Origin of the sequence: Brevibacterium sp. RIT 803 (genome assembly GCF_016892625.1) — a bacterium.
Taxonomy (GTDB): domain Bacteria; phylum Actinomycetota; class Actinomycetes; order Actinomycetales; family Brevibacteriaceae; genus Brevibacterium.
On sequence record NZ_JAFEMW010000005.1, the window covers coordinates 430,986 to 452,869 of the forward strand.

General features: G+C 63.7%; 20 protein-coding genes. 15 read left to right on the plus strand and 5 right to left on the minus strand.

What is annotated here, in order from left to right; all coding sequences use genetic code 11:
- Positions 1–106: 106 nt before the first annotated feature.
- Positions 107–979, minus strand: a complete 873-nt coding sequence (locus tag JTF07_RS17550) for a MurR/RpiR family transcriptional regulator (RefSeq protein ID WP_204235486.1) — start codon at positions 977–979, stop codon at positions 107–109.
- A gap of 104 nt (positions 980–1,083) precedes the next feature.
- Here JTF07_RS17550 and JTF07_RS17555 point away from each other — a divergent pair, with 104 nt between their 5' ends.
- The 13 genes from JTF07_RS17555 to JTF07_RS20960 all read left to right on the plus strand — a co-directional run bounded on the left by JTF07_RS17555 (position 1,084) and on the right by JTF07_RS20960 (position 15,274).
- Complete coding sequence (locus JTF07_RS17555; protein ID WP_204235487.1) at positions 1,084–2,226, plus strand: NAD(P)/FAD-dependent oxidoreductase; 1,143 nt, start codon at positions 1,084–1,086, stop codon at positions 2,224–2,226.
- Positions 2,227–2,238: 12 nt separating this feature from the next.
- Positions 2,239–3,627 (plus strand): sodium/glutamate symporter, encoded by a 1,389-nt coding sequence (locus tag JTF07_RS17560; RefSeq protein ID WP_204235488.1) that lies wholly within the window; start codon positions 2,239–2,241, stop codon positions 3,625–3,627.
- Positions 3,628–3,799: 172 nt separating this feature from the next.
- Positions 3,800–4,774 (plus strand): hypothetical protein, encoded by a 975-nt coding sequence (locus JTF07_RS17565; protein WP_204235489.1) that lies wholly within the window; start codon positions 3,800–3,802, stop codon positions 4,772–4,774.
- Positions 4,774–5,979, plus strand: a complete 1,206-nt coding sequence (locus JTF07_RS17570; RefSeq protein WP_204235490.1) for an MFS transporter — start codon at positions 4,774–4,776, stop codon at positions 5,977–5,979. Before JTF07_RS17565 ends, JTF07_RS17570 begins: the two co-directional genes overlap by 1 nt.
- A 147-nt stretch (positions 5,980–6,126) precedes the next feature.
- Positions 6,127–6,468 carry a DUF1330 domain-containing protein gene (locus JTF07_RS17575; RefSeq protein ID WP_204235491.1) on the plus strand — a complete coding sequence of 114 codons (342 nt, stop codon included), beginning with the start codon at positions 6,127–6,129 and terminating at the stop codon, positions 6,466–6,468.
- A gap of 205 nt (positions 6,469–6,673) precedes the next feature.
- A complete protein-coding gene (locus tag JTF07_RS17580; RefSeq protein WP_204235492.1) occupies positions 6,674–7,837 on the plus strand; it encodes a thiolase domain-containing protein in 1,164 nt (387 codons plus the stop codon).
- Positions 7,837–9,510, plus strand: a complete 1,674-nt coding sequence (locus JTF07_RS17585) for an AMP-binding protein (protein WP_204235493.1) — start codon at positions 7,837–7,839, stop codon at positions 9,508–9,510. The genes JTF07_RS17580 and JTF07_RS17585 overlap by 1 nt, the downstream gene beginning before the upstream one ends.
- On the plus strand, positions 9,507–10,367 hold the full coding sequence (locus JTF07_RS17590) for an SDR family NAD(P)-dependent oxidoreductase (protein WP_204235494.1): 861 nt from the start codon (positions 9,507–9,509) through the stop codon (positions 10,365–10,367). The genes JTF07_RS17585 and JTF07_RS17590 overlap by 4 nt, the downstream gene beginning before the upstream one ends.
- Positions 10,368–10,479: 112 nt before the next feature.
- Positions 10,480–11,532, plus strand: a complete 1,053-nt coding sequence (locus JTF07_RS17595; protein WP_252199899.1) for a DctP family TRAP transporter solute-binding subunit — start codon at positions 10,480–10,482, stop codon at positions 11,530–11,532.
- Between the two features lies 1 nt (position 11,533).
- Entirely contained in the window at positions 11,534–12,097 is a 564-nt protein-coding gene (locus JTF07_RS17600) for a TRAP transporter small permease (protein WP_204235495.1), read from the plus strand.
- The gene (locus JTF07_RS17605; RefSeq protein WP_204235496.1) at positions 12,094–13,671 is read left to right on the plus strand and encodes a TRAP transporter large permease; all 1,578 of its coding nucleotides are present in this window, start codon (positions 12,094–12,096) and stop codon (positions 13,669–13,671) included. Before JTF07_RS17600 ends, JTF07_RS17605 begins: the two co-directional genes overlap by 4 nt.
- A gap of 53 nt (positions 13,672–13,724) precedes the next feature.
- A complete protein-coding gene (locus JTF07_RS17610) occupies positions 13,725–14,492 on the plus strand; it encodes an SDR family NAD(P)-dependent oxidoreductase (protein ID WP_204235497.1) in 768 nt (255 codons plus the stop codon).
- A complete protein-coding gene (locus JTF07_RS20960; RefSeq protein WP_204235498.1) occupies positions 14,489–15,274 on the plus strand; it encodes an MOSC domain-containing protein in 786 nt (261 codons plus the stop codon). The genes JTF07_RS17610 and JTF07_RS20960 overlap by 4 nt, the downstream gene beginning before the upstream one ends.
- 42 nt (positions 15,275–15,316) lie before the next feature.
- Here the strand turns inward: JTF07_RS20960 and JTF07_RS17620 are convergent, their stop codons facing one another.
- From JTF07_RS17620 to JTF07_RS17630, 3 genes are all read right to left on the minus strand, one after another.
- A complete protein-coding gene (locus tag JTF07_RS17620) occupies positions 15,317–16,303 on the minus strand; it encodes a PCC domain-containing protein (protein ID WP_204235499.1) in 987 nt (328 codons plus the stop codon).
- On the minus strand, positions 16,300–17,193 hold the full coding sequence (locus JTF07_RS17625) for an IclR family transcriptional regulator (RefSeq protein ID WP_204235500.1): 894 nt from the start codon (positions 17,191–17,193) through the stop codon (positions 16,300–16,302). The genes JTF07_RS17620 and JTF07_RS17625 overlap by 4 nt, the downstream gene beginning before the upstream one ends.
- A 73-nt stretch (positions 17,194–17,266) precedes the next feature.
- Positions 17,267–18,175 (minus strand): LysR family transcriptional regulator, encoded by a 909-nt coding sequence (locus tag JTF07_RS17630; protein WP_204235501.1) that lies wholly within the window; start codon positions 18,173–18,175, stop codon positions 17,267–17,269.
- A 114-nt stretch (positions 18,176–18,289) separates the two neighbouring features.
- Between JTF07_RS17630 and JTF07_RS17635 the strand changes: the two genes are divergently transcribed.
- Both JTF07_RS17635 and JTF07_RS17640 read left to right on the plus strand, forming a co-directional pair.
- Positions 18,290–19,810 (plus strand): M20/M25/M40 family metallo-hydrolase, encoded by a 1,521-nt coding sequence (locus tag JTF07_RS17635; protein WP_204235502.1) that lies wholly within the window; start codon positions 18,290–18,292, stop codon positions 19,808–19,810.
- Positions 19,811–19,837: 27 nt separating this feature from the next.
- A complete protein-coding gene (locus tag JTF07_RS17640) occupies positions 19,838–21,136 on the plus strand; it encodes an MFS transporter (protein WP_204235503.1) in 1,299 nt (432 codons plus the stop codon).
- A 43-nt stretch (positions 21,137–21,179) separates the two neighbouring features.
- Here JTF07_RS17640 and JTF07_RS17645 read toward each other — a convergent pair whose 3' ends face one another.
- Positions 21,180–21,875 carry a YoaK family protein gene (locus JTF07_RS17645; RefSeq protein ID WP_204235504.1) on the minus strand — a complete coding sequence of 232 codons (696 nt, stop codon included), beginning with the start codon at positions 21,873–21,875 and terminating at the stop codon, positions 21,180–21,182.
- Positions 21,876–21,884 lie beyond the last annotated feature (9 nt).

A 21,884-nucleotide genomic window follows, 5' to 3' on the forward strand; every position in this document is an offset into this window, starting at 1 on the left:
CTATGAACGTGTACACCGTGAGCCCCGACCGTCGCCAAGGAGGGTGAAGGTCCGGCTGGGAGGCCGACTTCAGCTGGGAGGTCGACCCCACCGAGCCTGCCCACCGCTATTTCTTGCGTAACCGATTCACCCTGTCGCGGATCTTCTGAACTTCGGCGCTCCGTTCGACTGCGCGAGCCGGGACGAGCCGGGCGAGTTCATAGGCGAGCACATCGATGAGTGCGAACGTGCAGATCATGCGGTTCATTGAGGCATCGTCCTCGCTGGGCAGCGAGAGGTGAAGCAAGTGTTCGGCGACGTCGCGACGAGGAGCTGCAGATGAGATGAGCACGGTCGCATGGCAGCGCTTGAGGGATTCTTCCAGGTGCCACAGAACATCGGTCGTCAACAGTCGAGGAGCGACGATGACGCTGACGTCTTCATGCTGAAGGCGAGGAAACACATCGGCGAGCATGTGGCCGCTTCCCGTGGTCGCTCGCGAGCGTATTCCAGTTCGTTCCAGGCTGAGGCTCAAATACTCGGCGGCGAGAAACCCTGTGCCCAGACCGAAGGTCGTTGCGGTACCCGCCTCTGAGATTGCTCGAACGGCCTCGGCAAAGGTCTCGGTGTCGAGGTGGTCTCCAAGATCGACAAGGGATCGAGCGGACGTCGAGAGAATCCGCTTGATTGCTATTGCCTGCCCTCCCTCTTCATCGCGTTCAGGCAGACGTGAGAGCTGAGTTCGGAGATTGGAATCCAGACCGATGGCGCGATCGACGCTGTCGGCGCAGAGGCGCTTCCACTCTCGGATCCCCGCGTGCCCGAGCTTTCGTGCTGTCCGTGCGACCGTCGCATCGCTTGTCATCGTCTGAGCGGCGATCTCGGCTGCCGTGATCGTGGCAAACCGCAGCGGGTCACGTTGCGCGAAATCGGCAACTCTCTCCTCGCTCGGGGTCAGTGGCTCACGCTGTGCGTCGCCAGTCTTCTCTTTAGAGGTCACGAATCCATTCTCCCATGTAGATTTTCCTACCTATTGACGTCGAATGACGAAAAATCTACACTCGAACGTGATCTGAGTCGCACTATTCAAGGGGAGTTGATCTCGTGGTCTACGAGTTCGTCATTGTCGGAGCAGGCGCCTATGGATGCGCTGTTGCGTATCACCTGGCCAAGAGCGGACACAGTGTCCGCGTCCTGGAAGCCGGCGAGATCGCCGCCGAAGCTTCAGGCGGAGGTGGCAAGCGCGGTGTGCGGGGGAACCGTCGCGATCTCCGTGAACTGCCCTTGATCGGTGAGGCGTATCAGCTGTGGCCGACCTTGGCTGAGGAGCTGGACGCGTCGACGGGCTATGTGCGGACAGGGGGTGTGAATCTGATCGAAAAGGAATCCGTCGGTATGCGCGGAGGCATGGTGGCAGCGGAGGCGATTCGCGCGACACAAACCGAACTGGGAGTGCCCACGGAATTCTGGACTGGAGAGAAGCTGAGGGAAAGACTCCCTCAGGCGAGCACAGCGATTCAAGGTGCGTTGTACGCGCCATTGGACGGTGTCGCCAGCCACCAGGACACCACTCTTGCATATGCCGCTGCAGCGAGAAGATCAGGGGCAGAGATCACCGAGCGTGATCCGGTCGTGCGCATCTTCGATCGGGGCAGCGGGGTTCGCCATGCTGTCGAGACTGCCAATTCGGGGCTCGTCGGGGCGAGTCAAGCGATCCTGATCGCCAGCAATGCTACTGCACGATCTCTTGTCGCCGAGAACTTCGGGTGCAGGCTTCCTACATGGACGGCGTATCCGCAAGCGGTCTGGTTGCGACCCGAGAGCGAGTTTCAGTGTCCGTATCTGGTCGGACACGACAGTCGAACTCTGTCGGTGAAGGTCGACAATGAGGGTGTCATCCAACTCAGCGGCGGGTGGCGGGGACGTTTCGACTCGGCAACCGATTCCGGCACACCGGTGGAAGGCAATGTGGCAGGAAGCATCCGCGAACTGGAGGCGACGTTCCCTAGCTTGGGGTCTCTGACACGCCTCGGGGTCGACACGTCCCGTGCAGAATCCGGTTCGGTCGACCAGCTTCCCATCATCGATACGATCCCAGGTACTCAAGGTGTCGTCGTCGCCACCGGATGGAGCGGGCATGGTTGGGCATTGCTTCCCGCGATGTCAGCCCATATCGCGGACTTCCTGGCGACAGGACGACGACCGCGTCAGATCGACCACACCGCCATTGAACGTTTGAGGGGCTGAAGGCACATGGAAATGATGGAATTCGACAGCGACGGGCTTACTGTGCTGCTGATAGCAGTGGCTGGTTTGGGGGTCCTGCTCATTCTGGGCGTTCTCCTCCGGATCTGGGTGCCGCTGCTGCGGAGGATCTTCCTCCCCGCCTCGCTTGTCGGCGGTGTGATCGGGCTCCTCCTCGGCCCCAATGTCGTGGGTTTGGTGCCCGAGGGGATTTCGGTGACTTGGAGTGGTTTGGCCGGCGTCCTGATATCGGTCGTGTTCGCACCGATGCTGCTTGGTCAGAAGCTGCCTCGCATCAAGGAAGTCGCCGAGGACGCTGGGCCTCATGTCTGGATGGCGTGGTTCAGCACAGCGGCGCAAGTCGCGATTCCGTGTCTTCTGCTGTTCCTGCTCTTCGAGAAGGGAACAGGGACAAATCCGCTGTTCTCGACCATTTTCGAAGCCTCATGGTCGGGCGGTCACGGGACGGCGGCCGGCATGGAGCAGGCATGGTCGGCATTGGGGTGGGAAGAGGGTTCGTCCTTGGCTCTGGGCGCTGCCACGATTAGCCTCATCTTCGGCATTCTCGTGGGAACCATCCTGATCAACATCGGAGCTCGACGAGGGCACCTCAAGTATTTGGGTGAGAAGTCGGATGCAAGCGAGTCCGATGTGCTCGGCAAAGAGGCAGGCGAAGGTCACATGGTGACGCGGTTGAGCCCTCAGTCATTGAGTACTTTGGGTTTCCATTTTGCCCTGATCCTCGTGGCGATTCTCATCGGATTCGGTCTCAAGATGGTCCTTGACCCGATCATCACGGGTATGCCGCTATTCCCTCTGGCGATGATCGGTGGGCTCGTCGTCCACGTGGCCATCTGCCGCACGAGCCTCTATCGACTTGTCGACAAGGCGACGCTTGATGCGATCGCGGCTGTGTTCCTGGACTTCCTCGTCGTATCGGCGGTTGCGAGCCTGTCGATACCTGTGATTGTCGAGAACTGGATTGCGCTTACAGTCATTTCGCTGACCATGGCGGTTCTCAGCCTGTGCATCTTCTATTATCTCGCGCCGCGGATCTTCAAACGGGACTGGTTTGAGAATGGTCTCGTGCAGTTCGGCACTCAGACCGGAGTGGTGGCGACCGCCCTCCTGCTACTTCGCACGGCCGATCCGAATATGCGGTCCAACGGCTATCGGGGGCTTGCCCTCAGCCGACCGTTCATCAGCCCTTTCATCGGTGGAGGTTTGGTTACAGCACTGTTTCCGATACTAGTCATGGAGTACGGCAACCTGTGGGTGGGGCTGGGATGTCTGGGGTTCTGTGTTGCGCTCATGCCTATTGCCAAAATACTCGGCCTATGGGTGCCGTCGAGTTCGCGGAGGCGTGAGAGCTCGGCGAGCGTGGAGGCTGGGAGTGGATTTTGACGTCCCCGCGGCGGGGAGAATCTTCTCGAGCAGGGCACCGGTCGGTCGCCAATGACCCTCGCCGAGGTGGCCCGGTCGCATTCCTATTCCCTCCTTTGGGGGATTGTTCGGTCTGCCGAAGAGCCACAGACTGGAGGACATCATCTAGAGACGCATATCTGAAGGAGTCCTCATGCCGGCGACACAGTTGTCCCGACGGCCCCGCTTCGTGCAGCACCTCGCGGTGGTGGCCGCAGTCGCGGCCGCAGCACCGTACCTGATCTTCAAGGTTCTGTGGTTATCAGGCTCGACTGTTGGCATGACATCGGCGGCTGTCGCAGGACAGATGCATGGAACCCGCTACCTCGTCGGCAACATCGTCACCGTGGCAATGGTGTTCGTCGCCGTCGGCCTTGTCATGTCTCTGACCCGCACGTGGGCTCGGCGAATTCCTGGGCTGGTGATCTTCATCCTCGGTGCCGGGGCTGCCGGGCTCCTGGCACCGATTCTGTTGGGGCTTCCGCTCGGCATCGTTCTTCAGTCACTCACTGGCGCGGGCACGCAGCCGGCCGACCAAGGATTGGCCCCTTGGGTGTTCGGACTTGTCTACGCCGGATTCTGCGTTCTGGCCGTCGCGATGGCCATCTCCGTGGGTGCGCATGTGGTCGATCGCTGGGGGCACCTGCTGGCTGCTCCGCCGTCCGCTCCTTCTGCTTTCGCGGTGGTCTGTGGAGCGGTCGGGATGCTTCCCTTCGCCGGTGCTATGGCCTACTGGGGTGTGATGGGGCCAGGAAGTTCTGGACCGCAGGGCATGGACCTGCCGGCGCAGCGGGCCGTGCTGGTGGTGACAGCCGTGCTTGGCGTGGCCTCGTTCGTCATCCCACTGGTCTCCCACCATCTTGCGCTCTGGCCGCGGACGGCCTGGCTGGTGACGTGGACGGGGTGCTGTGTGGTCATCCTCCAGGGGCCGGCGCAGATCGTTCTGGCTCAAGACGCGGTCGTTCAGCCGCTGGTGGTCGTGCTTGCCCTTGCAGCTGTCCCCGGAGGCAGCATCTACGGTCTCGCCGTGATGCGAAGCTATCTGCAGTCGCCTCCGAACCCCGATGCTGCTGCCCTTGCCCGGCTCTCGCGGAAACCGCTTCTGCCAGATCAAGTGAGTCCGGTCTGATGCCCAGATGGCTGTTCGCACTGCTGGCCGCTGCCTTCGTCCTCTACACCGACGACTACGTCATCGCCGGCATCCTCCCAGAAATCGCCCGTGACCTCGACGTCACCGAGGGGCAGGCGGGTCAGCTCGTCACGGCGTTCTCCGTAACGGTCGCGGTGGGTGCGCCTCTCGCAGCCGTCGTGACGTCACGCCTTCCGCGTCGCAGCCTGTTCGCGATCGCGCTGCTGCTCTTCACCGCTGCGAATCTTCTCGCCGCGGTCGTGGACTCATTTGGCGTGCTGTTGGTGCTGCGCATCGTTGCCGCCTTGGCCACCGCAAGCGCGACCCCGGCGATCTTCGCGTTCGCCGCAAGGCACGCGCCGCCAGAGAAGGCAGGGCGCTTCATCGCGGTCATCTCGCTTGGAGTGACAGGATCGATCGCCGTCGGAGTGCCGCTGGGCACGTGGATCGGTGGCGTCCTCGGGTGGCGAGTGACATTCCTGACCATGGGAGCATGCGGAATCGTGGTGCTGCTCGCCGTCCTCATTGCGCTGCCGAGGGCCCGCACTGAAGATACGAGCACTGGGGTGCGGGACCAGCTGCGCGTCCTCCTGCAGAGACGGATCTCCCTGAGCCTGATCGCGAATTGTTCGCTGATGACCGGATCGATGATGATGCTCACCTATCTCGCTCCCTATCTCACAGCAGTCGCCGGCGCAGACGTCGATGATCGTGCGCTCGCCTTCGGCCTCGCTGGAGTGGCGGGGATCCTCGGTATCTGGTTGGCTGGGGAGGCCGTCGACCGATGGGGAGCAGACCGCACCCTAGCCGTCGGCGTCGGTGCCATCGTCGCCTCGATGCTCGGATTCACGGTGATATGGATGAGCAGACCCGTGCCTCTGTGGCTTATCCTCATCACAACGACCTTCTGGGGCGGGATGGCGATGGGGAATTCGCCTGCCGTTCAGTCGCGCCTGGCCTCGATGGCGGGACCGCTGGCAGGGCAGGCGCTGGCTCTCAACACGTCCAGCACCTACCTGGGCGTCTCATGCGGTGCGGCGATCGGTGGAGTCGCATTGTCCGTTTTCGGCCCGGGGGCCTTACCGTTGGCGTCGGCTGTCTTCGTCCTCGGATCACTCCTGCTGTTCGTGGTCTCCCGCCAGCCGGATTCTCGCTGCGCGGACCCACCTCGGTCGCAGTCGACACAGATGAGGAACGAGAAATGAGGAGAGGAACGACATGCGAGAACGAAACGCGACGTCGCAAGACGCGATTCAGGCCGAATTGGGCTGTGGACCGCTCACCTGCCCGACGCCCCCGATGACCCGCACGATGCTTTCGAGCGCCTGCCCGATGACTGGAGGACACCCCCAATGACCGCCTACGCGATCGCCCATCTGCAAGAGACCGAACCTCATCCCGACGTCATCGAATACATCGAGAGGATCGGCGGAACCTTCCAGCCCTTCGGCGGCCGCTTCCTTGTGCATGGCACTCCGCACGAGGTCAGGGAAGGCGCATGGCCCGGACACGTCGTCATCATCGGATTTCCGAGCCTCGACCAAGCCCGCGCATGGTGGGACTCCCCGGCCTATCAGGAGATCTCTCCGCTGCGGTCACGGCACATCGCCAGTGACATCATCCTCGTCGACGGTGTGCCCGTGGACTATGACCCGGCAGAGACCGCGCGGGCGATGCGCGGCGGATCTGCGTAGCTCCGGCGAACTTGCGATTCCGGCAGCCACGCAGCCGCTCCGGCGACCGGGCAACTCCAGCAACGCAGTGTCGCCGACTGTGGTCGATGCACTCCTTGTTCCATATGGTGGATTCGTATTGACCGATAACTGGGACTGACGAAAGTATGACAGCACGAGTTACTGTCGACTGCCCCACCTCGGTGGCGGACCCAAAGGAGTGTCCATGCCCAAGCCTGCGATCATCGGTTGGTCCCACGGAAAGTTCGGCCGCTCCGAATCGCCTCTTCCCGAGATGATGGCCGAGGTCGCCAGAGGGGCCATTGCCGATGCGGGACTCGAACCGGCCGACATCGACGTCATCCACGTCGGCGTCTACAACAACGGTCTGTCCAAGCAGGGATTCGAAGCAGCGCTTCCCGGGGTCGTCTTCCCCGAACTGGCCCTCACACCAGCGCACCGGCATGAGAATGCCTGTGCCACGGGCTCGACTGCGGTCTTCGCCGCCCATGACTCCATTGCCGCCGGTCGGCATAAGACTGCCTTGGTCATCGGGGCAGAACGTATGACCCAGGCATCGGGTCATGACGTCAACGAGGTTCTGCTCAGTGCCAGCTACCGGGAAGAAGAGGAGCACTTCAAGTCCTTCGCCGGTGTCTTCGGAGAGATCGCCCGCCAGTACTTCGAACGCTACGGCGATCACTCACAGGCCCTGGCGACGATCGCCGCGAAGAACCACGCCAACGGTGCCCGCAATCCGCTTGCCCACATGCAGAAGGACATCGGCTTCGAGTTCTGCAACACGGTCTCGGAGAAGAACCCCTACGTCGCGGAACCGCTGCGCCGCACCGACTGCTCGATGGTCTCCGACGGGGCTGTTGCACTCGTCATGGCCACCGAGGATGTCGCCGCCTCGGCCCCACAGGCGGTGACTTGGCGCGGCATGGGCAACGCCAATGATGTCCTTCCCCTGTCCCAGCGCGACCCTTTGGAGATGGCCGGAGCCCGCCGCGCCATGGCCCAGGCGCTCGACGCCGCGGGAATCGGCATCTACGACCTCGACCTGCTCGAGACCCACGACTGCTTCACCATTGCCGAACTCCTCGAATACGAGGCCTTCGGACTCGCCGAACCCGGCCAGGGACATCGTCTCCTCGCCGAGGGCACAACAGCCGTCGGCGGACGCCTGCCGGTCAACCCCTCGGGCGGACTCAAGGCCAAGGGCCACCCGATCGGCGCCACCGGCGTCTCCATGCACGCGCTCGCCGCCGCCCAGCTCACGGGCCGCTCGCCAGGCATCCAGATTCAGGATCCAGAACTGGCCGGAGTCTTCAACATGGGCGGAGCCGCCGTATCCAACTTCGCCTCGATCCTCGAGCGAGCACGCTGATGCGCGCCATCTCCCAGACCTCGCCGGCCAAGGACTTCACGCCCACACCTCGGCGAGGCGTCAACGTCTCCCGTTTCCTCACTCAGACGGCCCGTCGGATCCCCGACCACACCGCGGTCATCGACGACGACCACTCAGTGCGCTGGACCTGGAACGACCTCGACGAGCGAGCCGAGGCGCTGGCGCTGACCCTCCAGGCCAACGGAGTGGGCAGACGCGACAGCGTCCTCCTCGTCTCGGCCAATCACGCCGAGGTGATCCAATCCTTCTGGGGCATCATCCGAGCCGGAGCCGTCATCGCCCCACCCAATGCCGCACTGTCGACCGAAGAGCTGCTGAGCATCAGCTCCGATGTCGCACCCGCAGCCGTCATCGTCGACCGCGCCCACGTCGACTTCGTCGAGGCTCTGAAACAGACAGGCTTCACCGGCGCCGTGCTGTGGATCGGCGATCTGCCAGATGGATCACCCTCGAACACGGCTGCGGAGAGTGCTGCAGACGTCGGCGACTTCGCGGTCGAGGAGGATGACCCCTGCTGGTACTTCTTCACTTCCGGATCCACGGGCAAACCCAAGGCGGCGACGTTCACGCACCGCCACCTCGGCGCGGTGCTGGCGAACCATCGCTGCGATCTCTTCCCCGTCGAGGACGAGAACGGGGCCTCGCTCGTACTCGCGCCGCTCTCACACGGGGCAGGCATCCATATGCTCGCGCAGGTCTTCGGCGGGACTCCTTCGGTCATCCATCCTGGGGGGAAGGTCGATCCGGTCACCCTGTGGGACTCGATCGACGGCTACCAGATCACCAACGCCTTCACAGTCCCGACCATTCTCAACCGCATCGTCGCAGGCTACCCGGCAGAACGCGGGCCCGCCGAGCACAGCCTCAGACGTGTCGTCTACGCGGGTGCCCCGATGCTCGCAGCCGACCAGTCACGCGCCCTTCAACGCCTTGGTCCCTGCTTAGTGCAGTACTTCGGCCTCGCCGAGGTGACCGGTGCGATCACTGTTCTCCGCCCCGAAGAGCACGGAACGATTCCCGTCGACTCCGCCGGCATCGGCACCTGTGGCAGAGCCCGCACCGGGGTCGACATCATCATCCTCGACGAGTCGGGCCGGGAGCTGGCCGCCGGTGATCAGGGTGAGGTCTGTGTGGCCGGACCCACCGTCTGCGCGGGCTACCTGGGACGCGCCGATGCCAACGCCGAGTCCTTCGCCCACGGCGTCTTCCATACCGGCGACGTCGGCTACCTCGACGAGTCGGGCTTCCTGTTCCTCACCGGCCGCAAATCCGATATGTACATCTCCGGCGGGTCGAACGTCTACCCGCGAGAGATCGAGGAACTCCTCCTCACCGACGCCGAGGTGGCCCAGGCCGTTGTCGTGGGAGTGCCCGACGCACAGTGGGGAGAGATCGGAATCGCGATCATCGAACCAGCGTCGAGTGGTGCGGCGAATGCCAGCGCCGGCTCGAGCGCTGAGCCAGGTGCGGACGCGAGCGCGGGAACTGACCCGAGCGAACGCCTGCGCACCCTGTGCAAGTCAGCGCTCGCGCCGTACAAGGTGCCCAAGGAGATCCACTTCGTCGAGGCGATGCCTGTCACGGCCTACGGCAAGCTGGCGCGCAAGGAGCTCAAGGCTGAGTACTCGGCAGGGCGGGGAAGCGCACGATGAGCGATCTCCACGGAAGAATCGTCATGGCCATCGGCTGCGGCACCCCGGATGGGCAGGTCAACAATGGGTTCGCTGCAGCGAAGGCGTTCCTCGCTGCCGGCGCGAAAGTGTGCATCGTCGACCGCGATCGGGCGGCCCTCAACCACGCACGGGCGACACTCGGGCAGGCCAGCACCCCAGGTGAGACGGCCGGTTCCCCGGACCGCCTCGGCGAGGGTGGCGACCTGGACTCCCGTGTGACCACAGTCGTCGCCGACGTCGGGGACGAGGCCTCCCTGTCTGCGGCCTTCGACCACTGCGCGAGCAGCCTCGGTGAGCCCACGGTGCTGCACTTCAACGTCGGCATCGTCGTCAACGGCGGACTCGACACACTGGAGACAGCGGGGTTCGCGAAGGCCCTCGACATCAACCTCACGGGAGCATTCGCGGCGATGAAGCAGGCACTGCCGTACATGCGCAGGGCTGGTGGCGGATCGATCATCACGGTCTCCTCGGTGGGCGGAATGCGCTACATGGGCTACGACTACCCCGCCTATGCCGCATCGAAGGCCGGACTTATCGAACTCACGAAGGTCGTCGGCGCCCAGTACGCATCCGAGGGCATCCGCGCGAACTCCATCGCACCGGGACTCATCGAGACACCACTCATCCACAACTCGATCAGCGGCCACTACGACTCCGTCGAGGACATGCTCGCAGCCAGACATGCACTGTCGCCGACAGGGAAGATGGGGCACCCAGAGGACATTGCGAAGCTTGCTGTGTTCCTCGCTTCGGATGACTCGAGCTATATCAACTCCACACTCATCCCGGTCGACGGCGGACTCGTCCACTTCGCCGGAACCCCGAAGAGCTGACCCGGAAGACCTGATCAGATTGTGGGCCCGATCAGATTGCGGGCCTGAACGGACCGACAGAACCAGCCGTGACGAAGCAGTCGCGACGATGAACACAGACAGGAACAACTCAATGATGGAGGCAAGGGTGCCGACAACACCGACGAAGAGGACCGTGCTGACGTGGTTCGCCGTGCTGGTCACGCTCGTCCTGCTCGTCAGCGGATGCGGAACGAACTTCGGCACGACCGACGACGGGAAGCAGAAGTACCGGTGGAAGATGACGGTCACGACCGGGTCGACGAGCACCTGGTACATCGCGGCCGAGAAGTTCGCGAAGGACCTTGAAGAGGAGACCGATGGGCGCATCACGCTCAAGATCTTCGCCAACGAACGGCTCTCGGCCGGCGAGGCCACCGCAGGCGTCGAACAGCTCATGGATGGGGCGAAGGACTTCTCCTACAACTCGCCGATCATCTACTCGGCCGTCGACCCGCGCTTCGGCACCGTGACCGCCCCCTTCATCTTCGACAGCGTCGAAGACGGCCAGAAGGCGCTGAAGGGCAAGGGCGGAGAGGTCTACGCCGACTACCTGTCCGAGCACGGCGTCCACCTGCTGGGCTTCGGCGAATCGGGGATGCGTCAGCTCACAAACACCCACCACCCGATCCACACCCCGGAGGACCTGCACGGGCTCAAGTTCCGCATCCCCGGTTTCGGCCTCTACACCGACCTGTACCGGTCACTGGGCTCCAATCCGACGACGATGCCCTTCGGCGAGGTGTTCACCGCACTGCAGCAAGGCGCCATCGACGGACAGGAGAACCCGATCGACGTCATCCACTCCTCGAACCTGCAGGAGGTCCAGCCCTACCTGACCCTGTGGAACTACTCCTATGACCCGCTGGTCTTCGGTGTCAACGAGGACCTCTTCGATTCTCTCGACGCCGAGGATCAGGAACTCGTGAGCCGCCTGGCCAAGGAGAGCAACGAGTTCCAGATCAAGAAGAACCGTGATGGCGAGGAGAAGCTGATCAAGGAGCTCAAGGACAGCGGCATGGAGGTCAACGAACTCACCGAGTCCGAGAAGGACGAGTTCCGCACCACCCTGGAACCGCTGTACGCCCAGTACCGCAAGATCTGGGGCCAGGACATGTCCGAAGCGTTCATTCCGGAAGGACTCTGAGATGAAAATCGTCAAATGGTTCGAAGACTGGGTCGTCATCGCCTCGTTCATGATGATCGTCCTCGTCACCTTCGTCAACGTCGTCTCCCGCTTCACCTTCCAAGCCTCGCTGGCCTTCAGCGAGGAGATCACGATCAACCTCCTCGTCGTGCTCACGATGATGGGAGCGGTTGTCGGCATCCGCCTCGGCGCGCACCTGGGGTTCAGCTACCTCGTGGAGAATGCGAAGGTGAAGACGCGCAGGACTCTCATCATCATCGGCGCGGCTCTGATGATCGTCTTCCTCGCTGTCCTCCTCATCTGGGGCAGCGAAATGATGATCCACCAGATGGTTCGCGGTCGTGCGACCCCGTCCCTTGGCATCCCGCAATGGCTGTTCACGCTGTCCATCCCGCTGGCCGGCCTCCTTGGAATCGTCCGCACACTGCAGGCGGCCCGGGTGTCGCTGCATGAGGACACCTCCGCCGAGGCGGTCGCTGAGCGCATGGCCCAGGAAGCCGCACCCATCATCGACGATTCAGAGCTGAAAACCCACCCCACCGACCGTCAGGGAGGCCGCAAATGATCACGCTGCTGCTGTTCGGAAGCTTCTTCCTGTTCCTCGCCTTGGGTATCCCAGTGGCGTTCGCACTCGGTCTCTCCGCCGTCACCGTCCTCATCACCACCGATGGGCTTCAGGTCCTCGACGTGGTGCCCTCGGTGATGTTCCCGTCGATGAGTTCGGGCACGCTGCTGGCGATCCCGTTCTTCGTCCTCGCCGGCATCGTCATGCAGTACACCGGCATCTCCCAACGCCTCGTCGACCTCGCGTTCCTGGTCTTCGGTCGCTTCAGCCACGGTCTGGCCGCGGTCACGATCATCTCCGCGTTCTTCTTCTCTGCGATCTCCGGATCGGGACCGGCCACTGTGGCCGCGATCGGCGCGATCCTCATCCCGGCCCTGATCCGCAACGGGTACCAGAAGAAGCACGCCGTCTCTCTCGTCGCGGCCTCGGGCTCGATGGGCATCGTCGTGCCACCGTCGATCGCGTTCATCATCTTCGCCGTCGTCGCCTCCGAGTTCGGGTCGATCTCGATCACCCGCCTGTTCATCGCCGGCATCGTGCCCGGCGTGATCATGGCTGTGGCGTTCTTCATCGCCGCGCTCTTCGTCCCCCGCGTCCGTGAGCTCGCGGGTCTGCCCGTGAAATCGGGTCAGGGGCTGCTGGCTGCAGGCAGTGATCCGGGTGCTGCCACCCGCGCCGAGGCGGCCGTGTCCTCGGATTCGACCGCATCGTCGACGACAGCGTCGTCCTCGGCGGCAGGAACCGGTGGCACCGGCGTGGCGAAGACCAGGCTGCTGAAAGCCGGCGCGGCTGGAACGCCCGTGTCGACGAGCGGATCGGCCACCTCGGCGGGCACTGGTATGACGACCGGCTCCGGGAACACAACCGGCGACGTGACCGGCACTGCTGCGCCCGCCGAGGGCAGTTTCGGCGAATTCCTCGCAGCCCTCGTCAAAGCCATTCCGGGTCTGCTCATTCCCGTCATCATCCTCGGCGGCATCTACGGCGGAATCTTCACCCCCACCGAGGCGGGTGCTGTGGCCTCGGTCTTCGCACTGGCCGTCGGCATCTTCGTCTACCGCGAGCTGAAGTGGCCGGATCTGCCGAAGGTGTTCCTCGAATCGGGAGTCTCGACGGCGGTCATCATGTTCATCGTCGGTGTGGCCAGCCTCTTCTCCTACGTCATCACGGTCGAGGGCATCGCCGAGACAGTGTCAGCGGCGGTGCTGGGGATCACTGACAACAAATTCGTCATTCTCGCTGTGATCACGATCATCCTGCTCATCGTGGGTGCCTTCGTCGACGCGATCAGCGCGTTCTACCTGTTCATTCCGATTCTTGTGCCCATTCTGCTGGCGGTGGGTGTGGACATGACGACGATCGGCGTGTTCATGACAGTCAACCTCGCCATCGGCCTGTTCACCCCACCCGTGGGACTCAACCTCTACGTCGGTGCCGGCATCGGCAAGGTCAGACTCGAAGAGGTGGTGCGCGGGATCATGCCGTTCCTCATCTGCGCAATCATCGCGCTGCTGCTCATCACCTACATTCCGGCGATCTCGAACTGGCTGCCCGACCTCCTCGGCGTCGGCTAGATCCTCGACCCACGACAACACCCGAACTGTCTCTCGAATCTTCAAGGAGAATCATGGAACCCTATCTGCTGACGAACAAATCGGCGCTGGTCACAGGCGCCGCCCAGGGCATCGGCCTGGCCATCGCGACCTCGCTGGCCAGACGCGGAGCCTCGGTCGGGATCGTTGACCTCAAGGGTGCCGAAGCGGCTGCCGAGAGTCTGTCGAAGCAGTTCCCCGAACAGACCTTCACCGGGTACGAACTCGATGTCCGCGACGCCGAGGCGGTCACCGCCGCCGTCGGATCCTTCGCACAGGCGTCCGGTGGGATCGACATCCTCGTCAACAACGCCGGCACCGCGGCACGCATCGGAATCGACGAGATCACGGCCGAACAGTGGCAGCGTGACCTGGACACCAACCTCGGCGGGACGTTCAACTTCATCAAGGCCGCCGTTCACCCGCACATGATCGACGCCGGGACCGGGTCGATCATCAACATCTCCTCGATCTCGGGCATCAACGGCGGTGCGGTCTCCGCTGGTGAGGCCGGGGCGCGTTCGGGTCCGGCGTATGCGGCGAGCAAGGGCGGGATCATCGCTCTCACGAAGTGGGTGGCCAAGGAGTACGGGCGGCAGGGAATCCGCTGCAACTCGGTGGCACCAGGTCCAGTGGAGTCTGCACTCACCGCAGGTCAGGACTACGACACCTCGAATCAAGCCCTGGACCGCATGGGCACCCCCGCTGAGATCGCCGAGGCGGCCGCCTACCTCGCCAGCGATGGCGCGGCCTTCACGACCGGTCAGATCCTGCGCATCGACGGCGGGGCCGTGATGTCGTGAGTTCATCAGCGTCACCACGGTCAGCGGACTCGCTCCCGGACGAGGTTCTCGACGTCTGGTCCATCGGGTTCACCCCGATCAAGGGGACTCGGCACCAGTCGCAGCCCGAGGCTTCGTTCGACGAGCACGGACCTGTGGGGGACCGGCGCTACTGCCTCGTCGACACCGAGACACGGCGGGTCCTGCGGACCGTGCAGAACCCGTCGCTGGTCGCGGTCGCTGCGGCATTTCACGGTGCCCAGCTGGAGGTCTCGCTGCCCGACGGTCGGTCGGTCTGCGCTGTACCGGAGACCTCGGGTGAGGTGCTGACCTGCGATTACTGGGGCAGACCCGTCGCAGCTGAACTGATGCAGGGTCCACATGATGCGCTGCTGTCCTCGTGGCTGGGCAGGCCTGTGCGTCTGGCTCATGTTCCACGCGGAGACGTCGTCTTCGGGCAGCCGATCACGATCGTGACCACAGCCTCCGTCCGCGATCTCGGAGAGAGACTCGGGCATCGTGATCTCCTTGCCGAAGCGGCTCGATTCAGAGCGACACTGCTCATCGAGACGGACGTCCCCTATACAGAGGAGACGTGGAACGGCCGGGAGATGACTTTCGGTGAGATTCGGATTCGAGTCGGAGGTCCGATCCCACGCTGTGCGGTCATGGATCTGCATCCCGTCACCGGCGCGCGCGGTTCGCGGCTGCTGAAGTCACTTGCCGCCTACCGACCCAGAAACGACGCTGGTGAACCCCATTTCGGGGTCTATGGGCAGGTCATCGACGCACCCAGAAGATGACCGCAGAACGAGTGTGCCTGCGCAATGAGTGAGGCTTGTCTTTCACATCGACAGCACGAGGAGTTCGAAGGTCACGGCCACAGGGTTCGCCCCGAGGGCCAACTGTCCTGCGTGAACCTCGCCGGCGACATCGACGACTTCGCCTTCGAGCCTCACCTGCGGGTTGTCACCTAGGGCGCCACTGACGGAACCCGTCAGGTGAGTGAACTCCACGGCTGGCCATGGGGCGGAACTATCGGTGAACACGGTGCCGGTGGTGCTGCCGAGACTGGCCCGCACCTCGGCGGTGTCGAAGCCGGCGGCGCGGCAGATGGTCACGATCGCGTCATCGATGAGTTCCCCGGGACGGACACGGGAGATGACCGCCTCGGCCGACGCCGACGCCGACGCCGACGCCGACGCCGACGCTGACGCCGGAGCCGAAAGTTGAGCAGACTCCGAGGCAGGGGAGTCCGTCGCAGTCGGCGCGAACGCGAAGAACCCGGTCTCCGGATCGGCCTCGCTGAACTGCTGCGCATCGGCGAGAGCAAAGACGCGCAGGCGCATACCCTTCGGCCCGACGAGTGTGCCGGGCAGCAGATGGCCGCCCTTGACCGGGCCCTCCTGCGTCAACCAGGAGGCGTGGATATGGGTGAACGGAACACCGTCCTTCTTGCCCACCGTCGCCGAGGCATGCTGCAGCTCTGCTGGCCCATCGTGGTGGAACTCGGAGGTGAAGGACATTGGGTGCTCGGCATCGGGGCCATAGGCCGGATAGACGTAGTCGATCCGACCGAACTCACCCTCAGTGAACTCCACCATGACCCCGGAGACGTCGAGTGATTCCAGGAGGCCGGTCACGGAGGCGAAGAGATCATCGCCGGCGCCGAGATCGATGAGATGCTGGCTTTGACGGGTCGGCACCGAGACGATTCTCGGACTCTGCCGGGGCCCTGCATGGATGACGACGTCACCGGGCTCGCCGAGGCGGTAGCCGGGAGGCTCGTAGGCGCTGGTGTTGCCGTGTGGCTGAACAGTGCTGTCGGTCATGTCTGGTCCTCCATGCTGCTCACAGCCTCGGCGATCTGGCGAGCTTCGTGTTGGAGAAGCTCGGCGAGTTCGAATACACGGCCCCCGGTCATGCGCTCCTCAATGCTGGCGATCGACAGTGCCGCGCGCGGCTTTCTGCCCTTGACTCTGATCGGCACGCCGATCGCCCACGATCCCTGGGCGAAGAGCCCTGGGTTGTGGGCGAACCCGTCGTGACGGCCCCGGCGGATGATCTCCTTGAGTCTGGGCACAGAGACTGCGGGGTAGCGGTCGGCAAATATTCTCGAGTTGGCCTCGAAGGAGGCGTCCACCTCGGCGTCGGAGAATTGGGTCATGATGGCAAGACTTCCTGCGCCGATGCCCAAGGGGTGGCGATCGCCCACGGCCAGGGCGTTGTTGAAGATCGGGCCGAAGCCGTCCTCACGGCGGGCACAGATCGAGTAGCTGCCGGTGCGCATCGTGAGGAAAGCAGTGTCCTGGGTGAGCTCGGCGAGCCTGAGCAGACTCGACTCGGATTCCTCAATCGCGGGGTCGGCGGACTTCTGGGCCAGCTGTCCCATGATCTGGGACTGCACGCCGAGGCGGTAGCCGCCGTCCTCACATCGTTCGACGTATCCCATGGCGATGAGGGCGTTGAGCATGCGATGCACGCTGGCCTTGGGGCGACCGCTGATGGCCACGATCTCGCTGAGAGGCGCGCCGTTGGGATTCTCGCTGCTGATGATGCCGACGAGCCCCAGCAGGGACAGGGCACGCTGGATGCTCTGAGCTCCAGTGCCCGGCCCCAGGTCGTCGACGGCGTGAGCGACGTTGAATGATGCGGAACGGCGCATGATCCGCCCGCGCATCTTCATCCGGTCGAGATCGTGTGCCTGCGCTTCATTGCCCATGCTGACGATTATCGGCTGTTGCTGGTCATGGGCAGAAGTCGGATCCATGATGTGGACCGCGGATGGGGGTGGACTACCGTGCAGTCAGGCCCCTGCGCAGGGACTCGATCATCAGGTCGAGACCGTCTGACTCCCGCAGCGGATCGGCGGCAAGGATCTGGATCGAACGGTCGTCGAGGCCAGGGTCCTCGAGTTCCACGGCAGCGCACCCCGCCTCGGCGAGGTTGTCCGGGATCGTCCGCTCAGCCATCATCGCGACCATCGTCGTTCCGGCGATGGCTCTCATCGTGAGCACGGGACACGTGGCTTCGATCGTCGGGGAGAACACCTGTCCCTGCGCGCGGACAGCCTGTTCGATCCTCATCCGAGCGGTGTTTCCCGACGGCAGCGTGGCGATCGGGAAATCGACCAAGTCACGGATGCGAACCGAGGCTCGCTGGGCAAGAGGGTGCTTCTTGTCGAAGACCGCAAAATTCCGGGCCGGGGTGTGATCGATCCGCCGGACGCCGGGAACCGAGACGAGATCATGGCCGTATACGGAGAAGTTCACGCACAAGTCGGCTTGCCGGTTCTTCAGTACCTGAACAGCCTCGAGTGACGTGGTGTCGATGATCGAGACCTGCACCCGGTCAGTGGTGGTCATGACATCGTTGATGGCGTCGGCGACGACGGTCTGGCCGAGCCCGGTGCTGGTGACGATTGTGATGGTCTCGACCTCGCGGGAGTAGCTGCCGAACGAGTCGGCGAGGAGCTCGGATTCGGCGATCATCCGCCGCGCGAAGTCTGCGAGAGCCAGGCCCTGTCCAGTGGGAACGACTCCGCTCGCCGAGCGATCGAACAGCGTCGTGCCGTAATGCTCCTCAAATGTTTTGATCTGGCGGCTGGCGGTCGAATGGGAGACAAACAGAGCTCGCGCGGCGAGGTGGATGGAGCCGTACTCGACGACTGCCAGCAGGGTCTTCAGGCTGCGCAGGTCGGTCATGCCATTATGCTACTAGGGGTGGTGCATATTATGCACGGGCACCTTGCGAGAAACGCACCGGCATATGGACAGATCAGTCTTCCAATCTGAGCCGGACTGCGACAATCTGAACACATGAGACCAGATCACAGCCCCGGTCAGGGCGAAACGGCACCGAAACGAACAGTGCCGAATGAAATCCGCGAAGTTGTCACTCGAGAGTCCGCCATTCGAGAGTCTGTCACTCGGGCCGCGGGCGAATTCGTCCGCAGCCAAGCCTTCTTCGATCTGCTGGCCACGCGCGTCGCAGAACACACCGAAAGTCAGGCACCGGGCAATGGCCTCGCCGCTCACGCCTACCTCGCCGAGGAGATCGCCCCCGAGCTCACGGCCCTGGGCTTTGTGGCGACGATCCACGACAATCCCGAATCCGATGAGCACCCGCTGCTCATCGCCTCACGCATCGAGGACTCGCAACTGCCGACCGTCCTCCTCTACGGTCACGGCGACGTGCAGTTCGCCCACGACTCGCAATGGTCTGACGGTCTCGACCCGTGGGTGCTCACCCGCGACGGCGACCGTCTCTTCGGTCGAGGCAGCGCCGACAACAAAGGCCAGCACACCGTGAACTCCCTCGCCCTGAAGACCGTGCTCGAGTCACTCGACGCTCCCGGCACAGCCGCTCTGGGCTACAACGTCAAGGTCCTCATGGAAACTGCCGAGGAGGCCGGTTCGCTCGGCCTCAAGGCCTTCGCCGCCGCGCATAGGGCCGAACTTGACGCCGATCTCTTCCTCGCCTCCGACGGCCCGCGGATCGCTGCCGAATATCCGACGCTGTTCCTCGGCTCCCGCGGAGCGCTGAACTTCAGGCTCGTCGTCCATGACCGCGATGGCGACCACCATTCGGGCAACTGGGGTGGGAAGCTGCGCAACTCCGCCACCGTCCTCGCCGCCGCGATCAATTCCCTCGTCGATGGAAACGGCGTCATCAGGATTCCCGCGCTGCGTCCCGACGACCCGCCAGCCTCGGTGCTCGAAGCCGTTGCGAAACTGCCCGAGGTGGTCGAAGACGGATCGCCTGAAGTCGATGTCGATTGGGGAGAGCCGGGGCTCACCTCGGCGGAGAAGGTCTTCGCCTTCAATGTCATCGAGGTCCTCGCCCTCAAGGCCGGGGATCCGGACCAGGTGGTCAACGCGATCCCGGGTGCGGCAGAGGCGCACATGCAGCTGCGATACGTCGTCGGCACCGACGTCGACGACTTCGAAGGCAAGGTGCGGGCGCATCTGGAGGGCGAAGGGATCCACGGAGTCGATGTCGTCTTCGAGCATTGCATGCCGGCGACTCGACTCGACCCGAACGCCCGCGTCGTCGCAGCCGCCGCTGAGTCGATCAGGATGACGACCGGGCTCGAAGCCGCGATCGAACCGAACTTAGGTGGAACCATCCCCAACGACGTATTCGCCGAGGTGCTGGGTCTGCCGACCGTGTGGGTGCCGCATTCCTATCCCGGATGCAATCAGCACGCCCCCGACGAACATGCCCTGACCTCGATCCTTCAACAGGGTGCCGAGATCATGGCCGGAATGTTCTGGGATATGGGGCAGAACCCCGACGACTGGTTCACCTCGAAAGAGGCGACGCCGGATGCGTATTGAGACCACATCGGGCACAGGAGCCGCGAAATGAGTGAGCAGGCGATATCTGCGGAATCCACCTCCGGCACAAGGCCCGTGCGACCGTGGAAGGTGATCGTTGCGGCCTCCGTCGGCAACGCCTTGGAGTGGTATGACATTGCGATCTACGCCTACTTCTCGGTTTACATCTCCGTCGCATTCTTCCCCTCCGAGAGCCACTCGGTCTCAATCATGCTGGCGCTGGGCACCTTCGCCCTGTCCTTCTTCATCCGACCCGTCGGTGCGATCGTGCTTGGAAGCTATGCCGACCGCAAGGGCCGGAAGCCGGCACTGACTCTCACCATCTGGCTGATGTTCCTGGGCACTTTGATGATCGTGATCATGCCCCCGGCTCATGCCATCGGCCTGGCCGCCCCCTTGCTCATTCTGCTCGCCCGCCTCATCCAGGGCTTCGCGGCAGGAGGTGAGTTCGGATCAGCGACCTCGCTCATGGTCGAACATCTGCCCCATCGCAAGGGCTTCGCAGCCAGCTGGCAGTTCACCTCGCAGGCGCTGTCGACGATACTGGCCTCTGTCATCGGTGTGTCCCTGACGACCAGTCTCAGCCAGGAGCAGCTTGAGACCTGGGGTTTCCGTTTGCCCTTCATCGTTGGCCTGCTGGTCGGGCCGGTCGGTCTGTATATCCGCCGTCATGTCCCCGAATCTCCGGAATTCACCGCCGCTGCGGCAAATGCCCCGAAGCAGTCCGCTGCGATCGGTGGAATCGTGCGTCACCACAAGCTGGCTGTGGTCTTGGCTATCGGCGCCATCGCAGTATCGACCTGCCTCAACTACTTCATCACCTACGTCCCCACCTACGCCGTGGAGAACCTGGGCATGACGTCGTCCGCCGGCTTCTGGGCCACCCTGGTCTCCGGCATCGTCCTGCTCCTCTTCACGCCGGTCGTCGGCTACGTCTGCGACAGGGTCGGACGGCTGACGTTCATGATCCCGGCGGCTGTGGCTGTGATGGTGCTGACATGGGTGCTCTTCACCTGGGTTGTCGTGGCCAATGCGTTGAGCGTGCTCATCGTGGTCGTCGCCATCTTCTCGCTGTTCAAGGCCGCCTACTACGGGCCCCTGGCCAGCGTGATGGGCGACATCTTCCCGACCGAGGTCCGCGGTACCGGACTCTCACTGGGCTACAACGTCGGGGTAGCCATCTTCGGCGGGCTGACACCACTCGTTGCCGCGTGGCTGATCGGCGTCACGGGAGATGCCAAAGCGCCCGCCTACTGGGTGCTGCTGGCCGGTGCGCTCAGTGTGGCTGCGATCCTCGTGGTGTGGAAGAAGCTCGGCGTGCGCTGACTCCATGCCGCCTGATGAATGCCGAACACGAGTGCGGATGGGATCAGGCGAGCGCGGGGGAGGCGGCAGTCTCGGCGAGGGCCCGCTTCTTTGCCCCACAGTGACCGATGACGGTCACGACGGCGATCGCCGCGGCGACGAAGGCGATGCCGATCCACTGATTGATCAGCAGCGTCGCGGCACCGGCGATCGCGCCGATGAGGATGAGAAGGACGGCCAGAGCTCGGCGGATCCAGCGGACGCTGTCGCCACCGGCCAGCCGCGAATCAGATGCCAGACCGACGATCGTCGAGGTGACGACGACGGTGGTGACGTCGGCGATCTTCATCCTCCGTGCCGCAGCGGCCTGTGCGCCCATCAGGGCAGAGAGCGCCGAGGTGAAGATGGTTCCGGCCAGCCCCACCTCAGGGTTGGGTATGAGCGCGACATAGACGGCCAGGCCCGCGCAGCCGACGGCCACTCCGGCGTAGATGATCGTGGTGCGCACGTGCCAGTCCTCGCCGATTCGGCCGAGGATGCGCCCGCCCAGGGCCGCTCCCACCATGAAGAACACGAGGGCTAAGGCAGGGCGCAGGACCGGAGTGTCCTCGGCTCCGGCCAGGCCCATGCCGAGGATGACGACATTGCCCGTCATGTTTCCGGTGAAGACCTTGTCGAAGCCCAGGTAGCCGATCGCGTCGACCATTCCCGTTGAGAAAGTCAGTACGAGCAGCATGGCCAAGTCGAGTCGACGTGTCATTGCGTCCCT

Coding starts and splice junctions, on each gene's coding strand:
- JTF07_RS17560 (WP_204235488.1), top strand. CDS start 2,239: ATGATGGAATTCGACAGCGACGGGCTTACTGTGCTGCTGATAGCAGTG.
- JTF07_RS17565 (WP_204235489.1), top strand. CDS start 3,800: ATGCCGGCGACACAGTTGTCCCGACGGCCCCGCTTCGTGCAGCACCTC.
- JTF07_RS17570 (WP_204235490.1), top strand. CDS start 4,774: ATGCCCAGATGGCTGTTCGCACTGCTGGCCGCTGCCTTCGTCCTCTAC.
- JTF07_RS17575 (WP_204235491.1), top strand. CDS start 6,127: ATGACCGCCTACGCGATCGCCCATCTGCAAGAGACCGAACCTCATCCC.
- JTF07_RS17580 (WP_204235492.1), top strand. CDS start 6,674: ATGCCCAAGCCTGCGATCATCGGTTGGTCCCACGGAAAGTTCGGCCGC.
- JTF07_RS17585 (WP_204235493.1), top strand. CDS start 7,837: ATGCGCGCCATCTCCCAGACCTCGCCGGCCAAGGACTTCACGCCCACA.
- JTF07_RS17590 (WP_204235494.1), top strand. CDS start 9,507: ATGAGCGATCTCCACGGAAGAATCGTCATGGCCATCGGCTGCGGCACC.
- JTF07_RS17595 (WP_252199899.1), top strand. CDS start 10,480: ATGATGGAGGCAAGGGTGCCGACAACACCGACGAAGAGGACCGTGCTG.
- JTF07_RS17600 (WP_204235495.1), top strand. CDS start 11,534: ATGAAAATCGTCAAATGGTTCGAAGACTGGGTCGTCATCGCCTCGTTC.
- JTF07_RS17605 (WP_204235496.1), top strand. CDS start 12,094: ATGATCACGCTGCTGCTGTTCGGAAGCTTCTTCCTGTTCCTCGCCTTG.
- JTF07_RS17610 (WP_204235497.1), top strand. CDS start 13,725: ATGGAACCCTATCTGCTGACGAACAAATCGGCGCTGGTCACAGGCGCC.
- JTF07_RS17620 (WP_204235499.1), bottom strand. CDS start 16,303: ATGACCGACAGCACTGTTCAGCCACACGGCAACACCAGCGCCTACGAG.
- JTF07_RS17625 (WP_204235500.1), bottom strand. CDS start 17,193: ATGGGCAATGAAGCGCAGGCACACGATCTCGACCGGATGAAGATGCGC.
- JTF07_RS17630 (WP_204235501.1), bottom strand. CDS start 18,175: ATGACCGACCTGCGCAGCCTGAAGACCCTGCTGGCAGTCGTCGAGTAC.
- JTF07_RS17635 (WP_204235502.1), top strand. CDS start 18,290: ATGAGACCAGATCACAGCCCCGGTCAGGGCGAAACGGCACCGAAACGA.
- JTF07_RS17640 (WP_204235503.1), top strand. CDS start 19,838: ATGAGTGAGCAGGCGATATCTGCGGAATCCACCTCCGGCACAAGGCCC.
- JTF07_RS17645 (WP_204235504.1), bottom strand. CDS start 21,875: ATGACACGTCGACTCGACTTGGCCATGCTGCTCGTACTGACTTTCTCA.